Origin of the sequence: Mesorhizobium opportunistum WSM2075 (assembly GCF_000176035.2) — a bacterium.
In the GTDB taxonomy this organism is placed as follows: domain Bacteria; phylum Pseudomonadota; class Alphaproteobacteria; order Rhizobiales; family Rhizobiaceae; genus Mesorhizobium; species Mesorhizobium opportunistum.
In genome coordinates, this window is the sequence record NC_015675.1 from 2,493,179 (window position 1) to 2,510,243 (window position 17,065).

Here is a 17,065-nt window from a genome sequence, read left to right on the forward strand (position 1 = left end):
ATGTGGCTCCTGAAGCGCGCGGCTTTTTACCTGCTGGTTGGGGTAATCGTCTTCGTCGCGGTGTTCCCGTTCTACTACGCCATCGTCACCAGCCTGAAATCAGGCACCGAGCTGTTCCAGACCGACCTCTGGCCAAAGACGTTCAGCCTGGCCAACTACCGCAACGTGCTGACCGAGGGCAGCTTCGTGCGCAACCTTCTGAATTCGCTGGTCGTTTCGGGCGCAGTCGTGGCACTCTCCCTGTTCCTGGGCGTCACCGCGGCCTACGCGCTGGCGCGCATCCGCTTCCGGGGCCGCTCGGCGCTGCTGTTCGCTATCCTCTCGGTCTCGATGTTTCCGCAGGTGGCGGTGCTGGCCGGGCTGTTCGAACTGGTGCGCCTGTTCGGCCTCTACAATTCGCTGTTCGCGCTGATCTTTTCCTACATGATCTTCACGCTGCCGTTCACCGTGTGGGTGCTGACCGCCTTCGTGCGCGACCTGCCGGTCGAGGTCGAGGAGGCGGCGATCCTCGACGGCGCGACGCCGTGGATCATCATCACGCGGATATTCCTGCCGCTGATGTGGCCGGCGCTGGCGACCACAGGACTGCTCGCCTTCATCGGCGCGTGGAACGAGTTCCTGTTTGCCCTGACCTTCACCTCCAACAACGCACAGCGCACCGTGCCGGTGGCGATCGCGCTGCTGTCGGGCAATTCGCAGTTCGAGATCCCCTGGGGCAACATCATGGCCGCGTCGGTGATCGTCACCGTGCCGCTGCTGGTGCTGGTGCTGATCTTCCAGCGCAAGATCGTCTCCGGCCTGACTGCCGGCGGGGTCAAGGGGTGAGGGGGTGAGGCCGATCGATCGACAACGATTTGTCGATCGAGGCGAACCGCACGGCTCGTGCGGCGTTGAGTTGGCAGAGGGACCATTCCGGATCGGAGATTTCAGATGAAAACGCTTCTGACCGCGACCGCCGCAGCCTTGCTGGCCTGCGCGCCGGCAGCCCTTGCGCAAACGAACGGCACCAAATCCACCGAAGTCGCGCCGCTGGTGGCCGACAGCAAGGTCGACACCCAGACCTTCGTCACCACCGTGCCCAACGCCAACGCGTTCGAAATCCAGTCGAGCAAGCTGGCCGAACAGAAATCCGCATCGGCCGGCGTCAAGGCCTTCGCACGCCAGATGATCAAGGACCACACCAAGGCCGGCGAGGATTTCAAAACGGCGCTGAGCCAGGGCCAGACCACGGCTTCGATCAAACCGGCCGGACCGGCGCTGCAGCCCAAGGAGCAGCGGATGCTCGACGAACTGAAGGGCGCGAGCGGGAAGGATTTCGACACAAAATACATCATGATGCAGACCGAAGCGCACAAGCAGGCGGTCGCGCTGTTCAGCACCTACGCCAAGTCGGGCGACGACCCGACGATGAAGGAGTTTGCCAAGAAGACGCTGCCGGTGCTGAAGATGCACGAAAAGCATGTGAAGGAACTGGCCGCCGCGCATCAGGGATGATGGCCTTGCCTGTCAGATATCGGGCGCGTTGCCGATCTTCTTCTTGAGCTCCAGCGCCCAGGCGCGACCCTCGTCGCCGCCCCACAGCAGCCAGGCGATGTGGCCTGCCGAGGGGTTTTGCTCGTTGCCGTAGTTCTTGCCGCGCTTGTCGACCTCGTGGCGGGCGAAGTAGCTGACCATGCGCCGGATGGTGGAAGGGGCGAGCTTCTCGCGGTTCTTCAGTTCTGTCGCCCGCGCGACACCGATCTCGGTGCCGCCACGGCCGAACTGCTGGCGCAGCCGGAGGCCCTTGGCGGCATTGTCGGCCACCACTTGCGGGCAGCGCAGGTCGATCTCGTCGTCTTCTTGCATGGATGTCCCCGGAGCGGTGGCGAACAGATACAATGGTATGCCGCCCCGTACAAATTGTCGGGACCGGTCGTCGCAAAACGTCCTTGGGTCGCAGAGCAACCGCGCCGGGATGCCGGCGCGACGACGCAAGGAGCCGATCATGATCACCTTTCCCAATGAATCCGCCAGATACCGCACCGCCCGCGAAAAGCTGCTGACGAAGGAAATCGAGCTGCGCCGCGCCATGGAAGCGGTGGCCGAGGCGCGCCGCGCGCTGCCGCCGGGCGGGCCGATCCGCCAGGACTATGTCTTCGATGCGCTGGACGCCGATGGCAAGGCGGCCAAGGTCAGGCTGTCGGAGCTGTTCGCGCCTGGGAAGGATACCCTCATCCTCTACCAGATGATGTTTCCCCGCCATCCGCAGGAAACGCGCGATGTCGCCACCAGCGGCGGCACGGCGAAGCTCGCCCGGCCGGACCAGCCATGCCCGTCCTGCACGGCGCTGCTCGACCAGTTCGACGGCGCGGTCGGGCATCTCCAGGCCGCCGGCTTCAATTTCGCCGTGGTGGCCAAGACCGGGCTCGAAAATTTCATTACGCTCGGCCGCGACCGTGGCTGGAGGAACATGCGGCTGGTGTCGTCGGCGTCCAACAGCTTCAAGCGCGACTACAACGCCGAGGATGCCGACGGCGCGCAGATCCCGCTGCTCTCGGTGTTCCATCGCGATGCCCAGGGCATCCGCCATTTCTGGTCGTCGGAGCTCGGCTTCGCGCCGCCCGAACCCGGCCAGGACCCGCGTGCCATCGGCACCTGCGAGATCCTGTGGAACCTGATGGATTTCACGCCCGAGGGCCGGCCGAACTGGCACGAGCAGCTGCAATATGGCGAGGCGTGCTGCCACTGAGCGCGACGCCAAGCGCAACTTCACCGCATCTGCCGCGTTGGACCTTCGAGGATTCGAACACGGGAGAAACCAGATGAGACCGCATCTCACTCTTGCGACACTTGCCCTTCTGGCCGGCGCGTCCGCGGCTTTCGCGCAGCAGGCGGCGCCTGCCGACGTACCGCCGGTGTCGGAAAACAAGATCGACACCGACACATTCTCCAAAACGCTGGTCAGCGCCAACCGCTTCGAGATCGAGAGCAGCAAGCTGGCCGAGACCAAGGGTGTCGCGGCCGATGTGAAGGATTTTGCAGAACTGATGATCAAGGACCACACCAAGGCTGGCGAGGATTTCAAGGCAGCCCGGGAAAACAGCCAGACCACGGCATCGGTCACGCCGGAAGGCCCGCCACTGCTGCCCAAGGACCAGGCGATGCTCGACCAGCTCAAGGCGCTGGACGGCGACGCCTTCCAGGCCAGGTACATCGCCTTGCAGGCGGAGGCGCACAAGCAGGCGGTGGCGATGTTTTCGACCTACGTCCAGTCCGGCGACGACCCGGCCCTGAAGGAGTTCGCCAAGAAGACGCTGCCGACACTGCAGATGCACGAGAAGCACGTGAAGAACCTGGCGGCGGCGCATTAGGGGTTCGAGAGCGAGGCGGTCAAAGTCGGCGCTCTACGGCGCCCCCCTCTGTCCTGCCGGACATCTCCCCCTCTAGGGGGAGATTGACAGCTTTGGCGCCGGCTCTCTTCTCGCAACATTGAAAATTGGCGAAAGCCGACGTGACGGCCAATCTCCCCCCTAGAGGGGGAGATGTCCGGCAGGACAGAGGGGGGCGCCGTAGGGCGCGACGGCGGATGCTTCGCCAGTGGCGAACTCGTGCCGCAAGTTGGCTCCGCGCCCGTCACGAACTAAACTGCGGCCATCACCCGAGGAAGCACCCATGCCCAAGATCGACCTCGCCACCGTGCCCGTCCGCCAAGGCTCCGGCTACCCCGCGCCCTTCAATGCCCCCTGCGCCACCCGCACGCGCCGCCGCCTGGGTGACGCCGGCGGCCTCACCGATTTCGGCGTCAATTTGATGACACTCCCGCCCGGCGGCTGGTCGAGCCAGCGCCACTGGCACAGCCATGAGGACGAGCTCGTCTATGTGCTGGAAGGCGAGTTGACGCTGGTCGAGGATGGCGGCGAGACGCTGCTCAGGGCGGGCGATAGTGCTGCCTTCGCCAAGAACAGCGGCAACGGCCACCATATGATCAACCGCTCGGCGACGACGGCCCGCTATCTGGAGGTCGGCTCGCGCAACCCGGACGACGTCATCACCTGCTCCGACATCGACATGATGAGCCCGAGTTCGGATGGGCGGTTCCTGCATAAGGATGGAACGCCGTATCCGGGGCAGGGGTGAGCGAGGTGCCGGCCTTTCCTTCTCCCCCTGTGGGAGAAGGTGGATTGCCGCGAAGCGGCAAGACGGATGAGGGGTGCTCCAGCGGAGTGAGGCGTTGGTGTTTTCTGGTTCGATCTCGTAATTGTTTGACGGTATCGCCAAGCTGGAACACCCCTCATCCGACCCGGCGCTGACGCGCCGTGCCACCTTCTCCCACAGGGGGAGAAGGAAAGAACTGCACTGGTGTTCGGCCGGCAGCGCGATAAGCTCCTGCCAACCCAGGGGAGCACCATTATGAAAAAAGAAATCATCGAAGTACCCGTCATGTCGGACAAGGTGCGCTCACTCGGCCTGCCTTGTTCCACCGCGGTGAAAGCCAACGGCTTCGTGTTCATCTCGGCGACGCCGCCGGTGGACATGGTGACCGGCGAGATGGTGCGCGGCGACATCGAAACCCAGACCGAGGCGTCGCTGAAAGCGCTGAAACACTGCCTGGAAGCGGCGGGCACCTCGCTGGACAATGTGGTGATGGTGCGCATCTACGCCGTCAATTCCGGCTTCTACAACGCGATTAATCGGGTCTACGCGCGATACTTCAGCGTGAACCCGCCGGCGCGGAGTTTTGTGCCGGTGGCGTCTTGGCCGATGGAGTTTGATATTGAGATTGAGTGCGTGGCGGTGGCGTGACTCTCCTACCCTTCTCGCAAACGGGGGAAGGCGCTATGTTAACTCCAACACCAGAGTGCGGCTTGTCGAAGCTTCGTGTTGTCTGGCGCCCACCCGCACCAGATGCTGAGCAGACCGGCATCGTCTTGCATTTCGTTAGCTAGTATCGCTTCACGGAAAAAATGATAAGTTCAAAAGGAATCGTTGATCAAAGCCTCAACCCTCAGGAACGTATCGAATGCGTGAACCCAGAACGGATATCACTGTTGGGTTCCTGGCCGAGAGAATACTATTTGCAAGTAAAGATCGCCGTGGCAGGCGAAACAATGTAATAATCATGGGCGCAGGCGCCTCGATTTCCGCAGGGATTCCCGGCGCATCCGAGATCGCCAAGATATTGATACGGTCTGTTTCAGAGCGTCTTGGTTTTGATCCAAATGCCGCTGAAACTCCAGAAGAAATATATAAAAAGCTTGAATCTGACGGGCGGTTTGTAAGCTGCGCGATTCCGTCGATTGATAAAGTAAAATCTGGTAAAACAGCAGAAAGTCAAATTGATTGGTGGCTTGTCTATGATCATTGCTTTCGTAGATATTTCACTCAGCCAGATGACGTTCGGCACATATTCTCGGAATTGGTGGATAAATCGGACGGATCTATAAATTGGTCGCATTTGGTATTAGGGGAGTTGGTGGCAAAGGGGTACTTCAATACCGTTCTGACAACCAATTTTGATCAGTTAGTCTTAAGTGGAACGGTTCGAGCTGGAGTGATCCCTGTCGTCTGCGATGGTCTGGAATCTTTGAATAGAATTGATGGAGCGCCGCGACATCCTCAGTTAATCGAGATTCATGGCTCCAGGCACACGTACTTGCTTCGCAATGATAGCGCTGACGTTAGCGCTGTTCAAAATGATGCATCTGCGATCGCTGCTATTCAATCTCTCTTGCACCATGCGCATGCTATCGTGGTTGTTGGCTACGGTGGCCGTGAGGACGGACTCATGAATCTTTTGGTAAAAGCGGGGGAAATTTATCCAGACAAGAATATTTTTTGGGTTCAGCATGCAGATAACGCTGATTCACTATCGGAAAAAGCTAGGAATTTTCTTGGAACGTCTCGAAATAGCGGAGTTATACTTGGTCAAGATTCAGATAGGTTCTTTCTTGAGCTTGCTAAAGAACTCCGGGTAGGCACGCCAAGCGCTATCGGTGATCCTTTGAAACTTATTGACTTATGGATAAAACAAACAAAATCATCAATAATAGTTGACCCAGATATCTTAGCGGAGATATCTACGGCGTCAAATAGATTAGACCTTTTGAGAAAATACGATGCGACTTCTGAAACTGATCCAAATAAAACAATAGCGAAAGCCATCAGGGCGAAGCGGCTTTCTGGAGATATTGACGGTTCTTATAATTTATACAACATGGAAATTTCGGATAAAAAGGACGTAAAGTTAGTATCCTTTGATGTAGTTGAGGAAGGTGTGGTTTCTTGTAAGGAGTATTGTGCTCTGCATCGAGAGCCCGAGGCTTTTTCTCTGGGCCTTTTGTCTCTGGAAGTGTTGTGGTCGACGCCGACGAAAGAGATCGATAGGCAACGGCTAGCAAGTTTGGCGAGCGAGCTTTCTACTGCGGGGGTTAACGCTCGGGCAGAAGCGAAATATGTACGAAAGTCGCTGAGCCTTCAAAGAAAGGTTCTACTGGAGATTTCAAGACTTTCACAGCCAGAGTTATGGGCGGACGTTCAGCATGGCATCGGTAATGCACTGGTTGCCCTCGCTGAGCGAACTCAGTCGCAGAAATATGCAGATCAAGCGATAGAGGTGTTTAAAAAATCGCAAGAAATTCGACGACCCGACCGCGATATTGAGCGCTGGGCTGCCACGCAGAATGGAATCGGAAATGCGTTATCTTATATTGCAAGAAGGACTCACAATAGTGATCTATTGCAGATGGCTGCTGACGCCTATTTGCTCGCTATAGACCGACTTAGTATGGATCAGCAGCCAGCTCTGTATGCCTTAGTGCAAGGAAATCTCTGTAGTGTCTATAAGAATTTGTATGATGCAAACGGCCTTGAGGCAAACAAGGTATCAGCACTCGCTGCCGCTGAGCTGAGTTACCTTGCCTATCAGCGTGCAAATTTGCTGACACAGGCTGACAGATCTGAGGCAAGATATAAACTTATGCGCGAGCAGCTTCTTGCAGCAGACACATTTTCTGACGAGAAGGCCTAAGCTCTATGCAAAATACTCCTGCAGCGGCCTGACTTCCAAACTCCCCGCCTTCAGCGCCGCAATTGCCTCCGCCACCGCGGCGGCACCCGACAGCGTCGTGTAATACGGCACCTTCTGCATCAGCGTGGCGCGGCGCAGCGACTTGGAGTCCGACACCGCCTTCTGGCCATCCGTGGTGTTGAACACGATCTGGACCTGGCGGTTGCGGATGGCGTCTTCGATGTGGGGGCGGCCTTCCAGCACCTTGTTGATCTTCTCGGCGACGACGCCGTTTTCGGCGAGGAAGCGTTGGGTGCCCGAGGTGGCCAGCACCTTGAAGCCGAGGCCGGCGAGGCGCTTGACCGCCGGCAGGATGCCTTTCTTGTCCTCGTCGCGCACCGAAACGAACAGCGTGCCGGAGCGGGGCAGGTCGACGCCGGCCCCTAATTGGCTCTTGGCGAAGGCCAGCGCGAAATCGCGGTCGAGGCCCATGACCTCGCCGGTGGAGCGCATTTCCGGCCCGAGCAATATGTCGACGCCGGGGAAGCGGGCGAAGGGGAAGACGGCTTCCTTGACCGCGATGTGCCCGGGGTTCCTGGGGTCGGGCATGGCGCCGTAATGGGCGAAGGCGTCTTCCAGGCTCTCGCCGGCCATGATGCGGGCGGCGATTTTCGCGATTGGTCTGCCGATCGTCTTGGCGACGAAGGGCACGGTGCGCGACGCCCGCGGGTTGACCTCCAGCACATAGACCGTGCCGTCCTTGATCGCATACTGCACGTTCATCAACCCGCCGACATTGAGCGCACGGGCAAGGGCTGCCGTCTGGCGCTCCAGCTCGTCGACGAGTTCGGAAGGCAGCGAGTGGACGGGGAGCGAGCAGGCACTGTCGCCCGAATGGATGCCGGCCTCCTCGATGTGCTCGAGAATGCCGGAGACGAAGGTCGCCTTGCCGTCGCAGAGGCAGTCGACATCGACCTCGATGGCGCCACTGAGATAGGTGTCGAACAGCAGCGGGTTCTTGCCCAGCAGCGTGTTGATCTGGCCGGTCTTGTCGTTGGGGTATTTCTGCTTGATGTCCTCCGGCACCAGGCCGGGCACGGTGTCGAGCAGGTAGGATTGCAGCATGCTCTCGTCATGGATGATCTGCATGGCGCGGCCGCCTAGCACATAGGACGGGCGCACCACCAGCGGGAAGCCGAGCTCGCCGGCGAAGAGGCGGGCCTGCTCGACCGAATAGGCGATGCCGTTCTTCGGCTGGCTGAGGTTGAGCTTGTGCAGGAGTTTCTGGAAGCGGTCGCGGTCCTCCGCCAGATCGATCATGTCTGGCGAGGTGCCGAGGATCGGGATGCCGGCCTTCTCCAGCGCGTCGGCGAGCTTCAGCGGCGTCTGGCCGCCGAACTGGACGATGACGCCGACCAGCTCGCCCGACGCCTGTTCGGCGCGCAGGATCTCCAGCACGTCCTCCGCCGTCAGCGGATCGAAATAGAGCCGGTCCGAGGTGTCGTAGTCGGTCGAGACGGTCTCCGGGTTGCAGTTGATCATGATCGCTTCATAGCCGGCATCGCGCAGCGCGAACGCCGCGTGGCAGCAGCAATAGTCGAACTCGATGCCCTGGCCGATGCGGTTCGGCCCGCCGCCGAGGATGACGACTTTCTTTCGCGACGAGACCTGCGCCTCGTTGGCGAGGCTGCCTGCGAACGGCACTTCATAAGTGGAGTACATGTAGGCGGTCGGCGAGGCGAACTCGGCGGCGCAGGTGTCGATGCGTTTATAAACTGGATGAACGTCGAGCTTTTCGCGAATCTTCTGAATCACTTCGGCGTCGGTCTTCGTCAGCGACGCGAGGCGGGCGTCGGAGAAGCCCATCGCCTTCAGCATGCGCAGATTGACGGCGTCCTGCGGGATGCCGTGCTCGCGGATGCGGGCTTCCATGGCCAGGATGCCGGCGATCTGCTCGAGGAACCACGGGTCGATCTTGCACATGGCGTGGACGTCTTCCAGCGAGGTGCCCATGCGGATCGCCTGCGCCACCATGCGCAGCCGGTCGGGGGTCGGGGTGCCCAAGGCGGCGCGGATGGCGTTGCGGTCGTCGACATGGCTGGCAACTGCCGCCCCGTGGCCGAGACCGGGGATCTCGATCTCGTCCAGGCCGGTGAGGCCGGTCTCCAGTCCCCGCAGCGCCTTCTGCAGCGATTCCTGGAAGGTGCGGCCGATGGCCATCACTTCGCCGACCGACTTCATGGCGGTCGTCAGCACCGGCTCGGCGCCGGGGAATTTCTCGAAGGCAAAGCGCGGGATCTTGGTCACCACGTAGTCGATCGACGGCTCGAAAGAGGCGGGCGTGGCGCCGCCGGTGATGTCGTTCTCCAGCTCGTCCAGCGTGTAGCCGACGGCGAGTTTCGCGGCGATCTTGGCGATCGGGAAACCAGTCGCCTTGGAGGCGAGCGCCGAGGAGCGCGAGACGCGCGGGTTCATCTCGATCACCACAAGGCGGCCGTCGGCCGGGTTGACGGCGAACTGCACGTTGGAGCCGCCGGTCTCGACGCCGATCTCGCGCAGCACCGCGAGCGAGGCGTTGCGCATCATCTGGTATTCCTTGTCGGTCAAGGTCAGCGCCGGGGCGACGGTGATCGAATCGCCCGTGTGCACGCCCATCGGGTCGATGTTCTCGATCGAGCAGACGATGATGCAATTGTCCGCTTTGTCGCGGACAACCTCCATCTCATACTCCTTCCAGCCGAGCACGCTTTCCTCGATCAGCACTTCGGTGGTCGGCGAGGCGTCGAGGCCGGACTGGACGATGTCGTAGAATTCGGCGCGGTTGTAGGCGATGCCGCCGCCGGTGCCGCCCATGGTGAAGGAGGGGCGGATGATGGCCGGCAGGCCGACATGGTCGAGCGCCTGGGCGGCGATCGCCATGGCGTGGCTGATATAGCGCTGCTTGCGGTCGCCTTCGCCGAGGTTCCAGCGTGTTTCCAGCGCATCGAGCGCGGTGTCGAGATCGGCCGGCTTCTCAGCCTTGAGCGCGGCGCGCTCGGCCTCATGGGTCTTGCGGTCGGCGTTCTTGACGTCGGTGGCGTTGGCCAGCATCGACTTCGGCGTTTCCAGGCCGATCTTGCTCATCGCCTCGCGAAACAGCGCGCGGTCCTCTGCCTTGTCAATTGCCGTGGCGTCGGCGCCGATCATTTCGACATTGTAACGCTCGAGCACGCCCATGCGGCGCAGCGACAGAGCGGTGTTGAGCGCGGTCTGGCCACCCATGGTCGGCAGCAGCGCGTCGGGCCGCTCCTTGGCGATGATCTTGGCGACCACTTCCGGCGTGATCGGCTCGATATAGGTGGCGTCGGCCAGTTCCGGATCGGTCATGATGGTGGCCGGATTGGAATTGACCAGGATGACGCGAAAGCCCTCTTCCTTGAGCGCCTTACAGGCCTGGGTGCCGGAATAATCGAACTCGCAGGCCTGGCCGATGACGATGGGGCCGGCCCCGATGATCAGGATCGACTTGATGTCGGTGCGTCTTGGCATGGGTTCGGATTCCGTTCGGCGAGCGGCTTACACGAAAAACCGGGACGGGAAGACCCGGCCGGTTGTGCTTGCGATTCTGGTATCAGGCTAGGAGGGCCTTATAGGGAAGAGTTTTGTCGGATGTAACCCCGAAAATGAGGGGAGGGATTAGGCAGTAGGGAGTGGGGATTGGGCAGTAGGCCATAAGAAGCGCTGCTGAACGCTTTTCTTCCCATCTAGTCCCTACTGCCTACCGCCTAACCCCTGATCCCCAAACGCCACCGCATCCGTGATCTCGAAACGCTCGGCCTCGCCGATGCGGATCATGTTGAGGGTGCCCTCGCGGGTGAAGCGGAAATTGCCGTCCGCGTCCGAGCCAGCCGGCCGGCCGGCGTCGAAGGCGATGACGCGCGTGCCGCCATCGGGCCAGGTCACGGTCACTTCGGCCTTGTCGGTGCCCTTGTGCACGACGATTGCCGCGCAGCGCGTCATCGGCTGGCCGACCTTGCGGGCGCAGGGAATCTCGATGCCGCCGCCAGAGGCAAGAGCGTCGGGCTGGGGCGGGAGTTCCGCGACGGTCTGCTTGTCGACAGGTGCAGCCGCGGGGTCAGGAAGCTCTCCGGTCGGCGGAGTTTCAGCCGCCAGAGCCAGGCCATAGGCGTCCCGCATGGCGGTCTCGGCAACGGATTTCATCGGCGGTTCGGCGGCGTGGGCCTCCTCGCCCAGCCGTGCCGTCAGATCAGGCGCCGGCGGAGGGGCGGCGGCATCGCCGGCAGGCGCGTCCGCCGCCTGGTCCAGATCGGAAACGGTCGCCGGATTGAGAGGCACGAGGTAGCGCGCGGGGGCCCAGCCGGTGGCCTTGGGATTGTCGGACTCGACCTTGCACCAGGGGTGCCCGTCAATGTCGTTGCAGCCAAGGTTGCGTACGCTTGCGCCGCCGGCCAGGCGGGCCTCGGTCTTGCCGATCGGCGATGGCTTGGCGCGGATATTGAGCAGGTCGTCGGGGGCAAGCCCGGTGACGACCGAAATGAAGTCTTCGGCATGGGCGGGGACAATGGCCGGCCACGCCGCCATCAGCAGCGGAACGGCGATCAGCGCCTGCAAACTTGTTCGGAGCGTAACTGTGCGCCTCATCATTTGGCCGTGCGCCGATATTCAAAACACCATGCCGCGGCGGTCCCGCCGCATGCTCGGCCGGTTTTATAGGGGACGACGGGCCGCCATGTAAGTCCGAAAATTGTGGCAAAGCTGGTGCCGGTCGATCGCTGGGAAGCCGGCCGCGCGGTTTACGGCATGAAGCCGGTGCGCAAGCCGTGGGCCCATTCCGGCCGTCCCGCCTGCTCGGCCTGCCGTGCGGCCGCCTCGTGGTCGTAGCCGACGGCAATGGCCTCGAAACGGTCGGGCAGGCCGGCGCCGCCCAAGGTGACGATGCCGTAGCGGGCGTGCGGCGAGCCCTGCTCGGAGACATGTGCCGGCGGCGTTGAATCGTCATAGGCAGGGCAGCCGATGCTGCCGGGGTTGAAGATGACCGGGCCATCGGGAACACGGACCAACTCGGCGCGGTGGCTGTGGCCGCACAGCGCAATGCGGCAGGCCGGGGCGAGCGCCTTCAGCCGGCGCCGGATCGCCGCCAGCGGCGCGCGCACCAACTGGCCATCGACGATCGCGTCGGTGAGATATTTCTCGTCATGGTCGGGACGGGCGTGGAAGGCGATGACGCCGGGTGCGATCTCCAGGGTGAGGGGTTGCGCGAGAAGCACCGCGCGCTGCGCCTGCGTCAGCCGCTCCTGCGCGTAGACGTCCGAGGGCCACATCTCGTCATTGGCGGGGTCGGCCGCGACGCGGCGATCATGGTTGCCGCGCACCGTCGGCAGGTTCAGCGCCTGCAGCCTTGCAAACGTCTCGCGCGGCCAGAGCGGGCCGGAAACGCTGTCGCCAAGATTGACGGTGAGATCGGCGCCGCCACGCCGCGCCAAATCCTCCAGCACGGCATCCAGCGCCAGTATGTTGCCGTGGATATCGGCGAGGACGGCTATGCGCATGCGGTGGGCTCCCTTGGCGCGGCCGTTGGAGGCTTTCCGGCCCTTCTTCGTTATCAAGCCCCCGCCTTCGTTATCAAGCCCCCGTCGTTGTCATCAGGCTCTTGAGATCGTTCGGGACGGGACCACTGGGCAGCCCAGCCGTGGCTATCGCGGAAGCACTGCATTTGCTAGCGTCCACGCCGTCCCGAAATTCATATGGGAATATCCGCTTAGACAGCCTCGAAAGGCACCAGGCGATGACCCGCGACCGGATGTTCGCCCACCTGCGCGCTGCCAATGACGTCGCGCGCGACGCCGCCGCGCACGGGCACCATCCTTTCGGCTGTGTGCTCGTCGGCCCCGACGATCGCATCCTCATGGGGCAAGGCAACATCAGCACCGTGCGCCACGCCGAAACCAAACTCGCCCGGCGTGCCGCGGACGCCTATCCGCCGGAATTCCTCTGGTCCTGCACACTGGTCTCGACCGGCGAGCCCTGCGCGATGTGCACCGGAACGCTTTACTGGGCGAATATCGGCCGGCTGGTCTACGGCTTCGAGGAGACCAAGCTTCTGGAGCTGACTGGCGACCATGCCGACAACCCGACGATGAACCTCGCGTCGCGCACGGTCCTTGCCTCCGGGCAGAAACCGGTCGAGGTCCACGGCCCTTTCCCAGAGATGGAGGAGGAGCTTCTCGCGCCGCATATCGGCTTTTGGCAGCGCTAGGGGCGCCAGAACCTTAGACTACGAGTGGCGGGCTATTTCGCGAAATAGAAGTAGAGCGTCGGGCCGAAAGACGCGGTCGGCCCTTCAAAAAGTATCTGGCTGCGTGGCAGGTTGCACTGGCGACTAGCTGTCCAATCGCCATTTGGTCAATTCTACCTGGTACAGGCTTCGTGGGTGCCTTCTGCGTCGCCAGATATTAAGAGATGCAATCAGCGCAAAATATCCGAATATTGCAATCAGGGTCCACGCGACGCCAAGGCCGCTCAGACAAGCGGCTACAAGAAGCACAGACGCCACCACGGCCACAGCGTAATATAGGATCGACGCCCAGACGTATTTTTCCATTTGAGAGCTACGCATCGATCACTCCTGGCTCGAAAGTCTGATTCCCGAGAATGTGCTCGTCGAGCGACATGGACTTTCCACCCAACTTGGCCATTGGTCAGCCATCCGATCGAGTTTTGAGGCTATGCCGGCACTTCGATGTCGGGGCCGCCGACCGCTGGAAGGGCAGAGTTGCCGGCCGCGGCGATGACACTGTCGAGCAGGCCGGGGAAGCGGGCGTCGAGGTCGACGCGGCGCAGCGTGATCATCCGGTTCGTGCCGACCACTTCGGTGCGGGTGACGCCGGCCTCGCGCAATTTGGCGAGGTGATAGCTCAAATTCGTCTTCGAACCGAGATCGAGGAACCGGCTGCAGTTCAGCGGTACGCCTTCCTTGCTGGCGAGATAGCGCACGATGGCAAGCCGCGTCGGGTCGCCGAGCACGCCGAGCACGATGGGCAGGCTGATCTGGTCCGTATTGGGGTGAGGCAGCGTCATGGCTGGAAACCTAAGCGCAGTTCGGGCCGATTTCAACGCATCCGTCCTCGCCTGCCCGTACACACTGTTTCTCCCGTTTCGACCCGTGCTGACCTTTGTGCTGACACAGGGCTGTCAGGATGGTTCAGCTATTTTCCCCTGGCTTCATTGACATCATGCCCTGTTATGTACAATTGTTCAATAACTTTTGAACTAAGGACACTTCCCCATGGACAAGCGTCTCTTCTGGCTCGCGCTCGGATCGTTCACGATCTCGACCGAGGGCTTCGTCATTTCCAGCCTTCTGCCTGACATCGCTGGGGATGCAGGCATTTCCATCCCGCTGGCGGGCACACTGATCACTGCCTTCGCGCTCGCCTATGCGATCGGCACGCCGATCCTGGCGACGCTCACCGGCGAATGGGACCGGCGCCGCGTCATCCTGTGGACGCTGGTGTTCTTCGTCGTCGGCAACATCACCGCCGCCTTGAGCTCGTCCTTCGAAGTGCTGCTCATCGCGCGCATCATCATGGCGCTGTCGTCGGGCCTGTTCGCGGCGACCGCGCAAGGTACGGCGGTGGCACTGGTCGATGACCACCACCGCGCTCGCGCCATTGCCGTCGTCGTCGGCGGCACCACGGTGGCCGTTGCGCTCGGCGCGCCGCTCGGTGCGCTCGTTGCCACGGTCGCGGGCTGGCGCGGCACCTTCTTTGCCATCGCCGGGCTCGGCGCGCTGGCCGGCGCGATCCTGTGGTATCGGCTGCCGCGCGGCATCGTCGGCACCAAACTGCCGCTCAGGCGGCGGCTGGCGGCGGCACTGCGTCCCGGCGTCATGCCGATCCTGCTGACCACGGTCTTCGCCCTGATCGGCGCCTTCACCGTCTTCGCCTTCATCGCGCCTCTGGCTATCGAAGGCGGCGGGCTCAGCCCGCTGGCGCTGCCCGGCATGCTGCTCGCCTTCGGCGTCGGCGCCGTCATCGGCAATGTCGCCGGCGGCCAGGCCGCCGACCGCTTCGGCGCGACGCGCACCGTTGCCTGGTCGCTGGCACTGAGCGCGGCGATGCTGGTCACCTTCTCGCTGGTCCCGACCTTCCTGCCGCACAACATTGCCGGACCGGCGCTGATGGGCATGATGGTGCCGTGGGGCATTGTCGGCTGGGCGTTCCCGCCGGCGCAGGCCAGCCGCATCATCAAGCTGGCGCCAGATGCCGCCCCGATCGTGCTGTCGCTCAATGCCTCGGCGCTCTATCTCGGCGTGGCGCTGGGCGCCGTGGTCGGCGGCGCCGTGCTGCGCTATGGCGCGCCGGCCGACCTCGGCCTGGTCGCGGCTGCATTCCCGATTGTCGGGCTCGGCATCGTGCTGGCCGGCCGGATGCTGGCCAGGCCAGTGGCGATGCCGGCGGAATAAGGTCTGCGAAAAGCCGTCGGCTGCTTCAGGTGGCCGACGGCAGATCGAAATCCAGCGCGGCGATGTCATCCAGCACCGCGCGCAGCTTCGCCGCCTGTTCCTTGCCGACCAGATCCTCGAATCGCCGCTGGGCGACTTCCCAAAGCTTCACGGCCTCATCGAGCTTGACACGGCCCAACGGCGTCAGCCGGACGCGCTTGATGCGGCGGTCATCCTTGTCGGCGAAGGTTTCGAGGAAGCCGTCGCGGATCAGCGGCTTCAGCGTATGACCGAGCGCCGACAGATCCATCACAAGGGCAGCGGCAAGGGCGCCCATTGCCGGCTCGTTGCCGACATGGATCTGGTAGAGCAGACCCTGCTGTGTTGCCTTGAGCCCCGAAGGGGCCAGCACATCATCATAGAATTGGCCGAGCTTGCGCGTTGCACGCCGCAGCATGGCGTTGTTGCAAAGGTTAAGGCCGGGCAGGGCGTCTTTCGGCATGATAGGTCCTCGCGGCAGAGACATGATGTCCGTCGCAGCCTGACAAATAATCCCCGTTGAGATCATTGACAAGATAGTGGCATATGCCTACTTCGTTTATAGTGGCATATGCCACTATTGAGTTGAGCGACTTTGGTGAAGGCGAGGGCGATTGCCCACGGAGCCCGGCAACAAGGGTCGAAACGAACCAATTGGTCGAAACAAGGAGCAGGATAATGAGTGCAGAAAACAACAAGGGCACGGCGGTCGTCACCGGCGCCTCGTCAGGCATCGGCGCCGTCTATGCCGACCGGCTCGCCGGCCAGGGTTACGATCTTGTGCTGGTGGCGCGACGCGCCGACCGGCTGGCAGAACTGGCTGAAAAGCTGCGCCATGCCTACGATCGCAAGGTCAGCGTGATCAGCGCCGATCTTGCAAACGATGATGATGTGCGTCGCGTCGAGCAAGCTGTAACAGCGGACGAGAGCATCACACTGCTGGTCAACAATGCCGGCATCGGCGGTCAGGCCGTCGTGGCCACCGCCGACGTCGACGCGGCCGAGCGCATGATCAAGGTCAACACCATCGCCTTGACGCGCCTAACCCGCGCCGTGCTGCCGGGGCTTTTGGCACGCAACCGCGGCGGCATCGTCAACATCGCCTCGGTGCTCGCCTTCGACACCTCCTTCGGCGGCATCTACAGCGGCACCAAAGCCTATGTGGTCAACTTCACCGAAGCCCTGCACCGTGAGGTCGCGGGCACCAATGTGAAGGTGCAGGTGGTGCTGCCGGGCGCGACCCGGACCGATTTCTGGGAACTTGCCGGCACCGATATCGCCAACGTTCCGAAGGAGATCATCATGACCGCCGACGACATGGTCGATGCCGCCCTTGTCGGCCTGGCCAGGGGCGAAGCCGTCACCGTTCCCGCACTTGCCGATACCGCCAAGCTCGACACGTTCCTCGGCGCCCGGCAAGCCTTCTACGGCAGCCTGCATGCAGACAAGCCGGCGGCGCGTTACGGGGTTTGAAGCCAATGCACATACCTTCTGTGACTGGCGTGACCGATCGGCCCGAGGCTTGACTGCCACGTGGTTCCCCCAATCCGTCGCTGCTTCGCAGCGCCACCTTCCCCCTCCGGAGGGAAAGGAAGGGA

Annotated in this window: 16 protein-coding genes; 10 read left to right on the forward strand and 6 right to left on the reverse strand. The window is 62.3% G+C overall.

Annotated elements, in window-relative coordinates:
- Window positions 1-825 (forward strand): carbohydrate ABC transporter permease, encoded by an 825-nt coding sequence (locus tag MESOP_RS11965; protein WP_013893595.1) that lies wholly within the window; start codon window positions 1-3, stop codon window positions 823-825.
- Window positions 826-930: 105 nt separating this feature from the next.
- A complete protein-coding gene (locus MESOP_RS11970) occupies window positions 931-1,494 on the forward strand; it encodes a DUF4142 domain-containing protein (protein ID WP_013893596.1) in 564 nt (187 codons plus the stop codon).
- Between the two features lie 12 nt (window positions 1,495-1,506).
- On the opposite strand, the gene MESOP_RS11975 is transcribed toward MESOP_RS11970, so the two are convergent.
- Entirely contained in the window at window positions 1,507-1,845 is a 339-nt protein-coding gene (locus tag MESOP_RS11975; RefSeq protein ID WP_013893597.1) for a hypothetical protein, read from the reverse strand.
- 139 nt (window positions 1,846-1,984) lie between these two features.
- On the opposite strand from MESOP_RS11975, the gene MESOP_RS11980 reads away from it, so the two are divergent.
- From MESOP_RS11980 to MESOP_RS35015, 5 genes are all read left to right on the forward strand, one after another.
- Complete coding sequence (locus MESOP_RS11980; protein WP_013893598.1) at window positions 1,985-2,728, forward strand: DUF899 family protein; 744 nt, start codon at window positions 1,985-1,987, stop codon at window positions 2,726-2,728.
- 73 nt (window positions 2,729-2,801) lie between these two features.
- Complete coding sequence (locus tag MESOP_RS11985) at window positions 2,802-3,350, forward strand: DUF4142 domain-containing protein (protein ID WP_013893599.1); 549 nt, start codon at window positions 2,802-2,804, stop codon at window positions 3,348-3,350.
- 301 nt (window positions 3,351-3,651) lie between these two features.
- The gene (locus tag MESOP_RS11990) at window positions 3,652-4,116 is read left to right on the forward strand and encodes a cupin domain-containing protein (protein WP_013893600.1); all 465 of its coding nucleotides are present in this window, start codon (window positions 3,652-3,654) and stop codon (window positions 4,114-4,116) included.
- A 273-nt stretch (window positions 4,117-4,389) separates the two neighbouring features.
- A complete protein-coding gene (locus MESOP_RS11995; protein WP_013893601.1) occupies window positions 4,390-4,782 on the forward strand; it encodes a RidA family protein in 393 nt (130 codons plus the stop codon).
- 217 nt (window positions 4,783-4,999) lie between these two features.
- Window positions 5,000-7,006 (forward strand): SIR2 family protein, encoded by a 2,007-nt coding sequence (locus MESOP_RS35015; RefSeq protein WP_013893602.1) that lies wholly within the window; start codon window positions 5,000-5,002, stop codon window positions 7,004-7,006.
- Window positions 7,007-7,009: 3 nt separating this feature from the next.
- On the opposite strand, the gene carB is transcribed toward MESOP_RS35015, so the two are convergent.
- The 3 genes from carB to MESOP_RS12020 all read right to left on the reverse strand — a co-directional run bounded on the left by carB (window position 7,010) and on the right by MESOP_RS12020 (window position 12,534).
- Window positions 7,010-10,513 (reverse strand): carbamoyl-phosphate synthase large subunit, encoded by a 3,504-nt coding sequence (gene carB, locus MESOP_RS12010; protein WP_013893603.1) that lies wholly within the window; start codon window positions 10,511-10,513, stop codon window positions 7,010-7,012.
- Window positions 10,514-10,735: 222 nt separating this feature from the next.
- Window positions 10,736-11,629 carry an SH3 domain-containing protein gene (locus MESOP_RS12015; protein WP_013893604.1) on the reverse strand — a complete coding sequence of 298 codons (894 nt, stop codon included), beginning with the start codon at window positions 11,627-11,629 and terminating at the stop codon, window positions 10,736-10,738.
- 149 nt (window positions 11,630-11,778) lie between these two features.
- On the reverse strand, window positions 11,779-12,534 hold the full coding sequence (locus MESOP_RS12020; protein WP_041164632.1) for a metallophosphoesterase family protein: 756 nt from the start codon (window positions 12,532-12,534) through the stop codon (window positions 11,779-11,781).
- Window positions 12,535-12,770: 236 nt separating this feature from the next.
- Between MESOP_RS12020 and MESOP_RS12025 the strand changes: the two genes are divergently transcribed.
- The gene (locus tag MESOP_RS12025) at window positions 12,771-13,241 is read left to right on the forward strand and encodes a nucleoside deaminase (protein ID WP_013893606.1); all 471 of its coding nucleotides are present in this window, start codon (window positions 12,771-12,773) and stop codon (window positions 13,239-13,241) included.
- Window positions 13,242-13,708: 467 nt separating this feature from the next.
- On the opposite strand, the gene MESOP_RS12030 is transcribed toward MESOP_RS12025, so the two are convergent.
- Window positions 13,709-14,062, reverse strand: coding sequence for an ArsR/SmtB family transcription factor (locus MESOP_RS12030; RefSeq protein WP_013893608.1), 354 nt, complete (start codon window positions 14,060-14,062; stop codon window positions 13,709-13,711).
- Between the two features lie 208 nt (window positions 14,063-14,270).
- On the opposite strand from MESOP_RS12030, the gene MESOP_RS12035 reads away from it, so the two are divergent.
- Complete coding sequence (locus tag MESOP_RS12035; RefSeq protein WP_013893609.1) at window positions 14,271-15,449, forward strand: MFS transporter; 1,179 nt, start codon at window positions 14,271-14,273, stop codon at window positions 15,447-15,449.
- 25 nt (window positions 15,450-15,474) lie between these two features.
- Here MESOP_RS12035 and MESOP_RS12040 read toward each other — a convergent pair whose 3' ends face one another.
- Window positions 15,475-15,930: a MarR family winged helix-turn-helix transcriptional regulator gene (locus MESOP_RS12040; protein WP_013893610.1), complete on the reverse strand. Its 456-nt coding sequence runs from the start codon at window positions 15,928-15,930 to the stop codon at window positions 15,475-15,477.
- Window positions 15,931-16,145: 215 nt separating this feature from the next.
- Here MESOP_RS12040 and MESOP_RS12045 point away from each other — a divergent pair, with 215 nt between their 5' ends.
- Window positions 16,146-16,940 (forward strand): SDR family NAD(P)-dependent oxidoreductase, encoded by a 795-nt coding sequence (locus MESOP_RS12045; protein ID WP_013893611.1) that lies wholly within the window; start codon window positions 16,146-16,148, stop codon window positions 16,938-16,940.
- The last annotated feature ends 125 nt before the right edge of the window (window positions 16,941-17,065 follow it).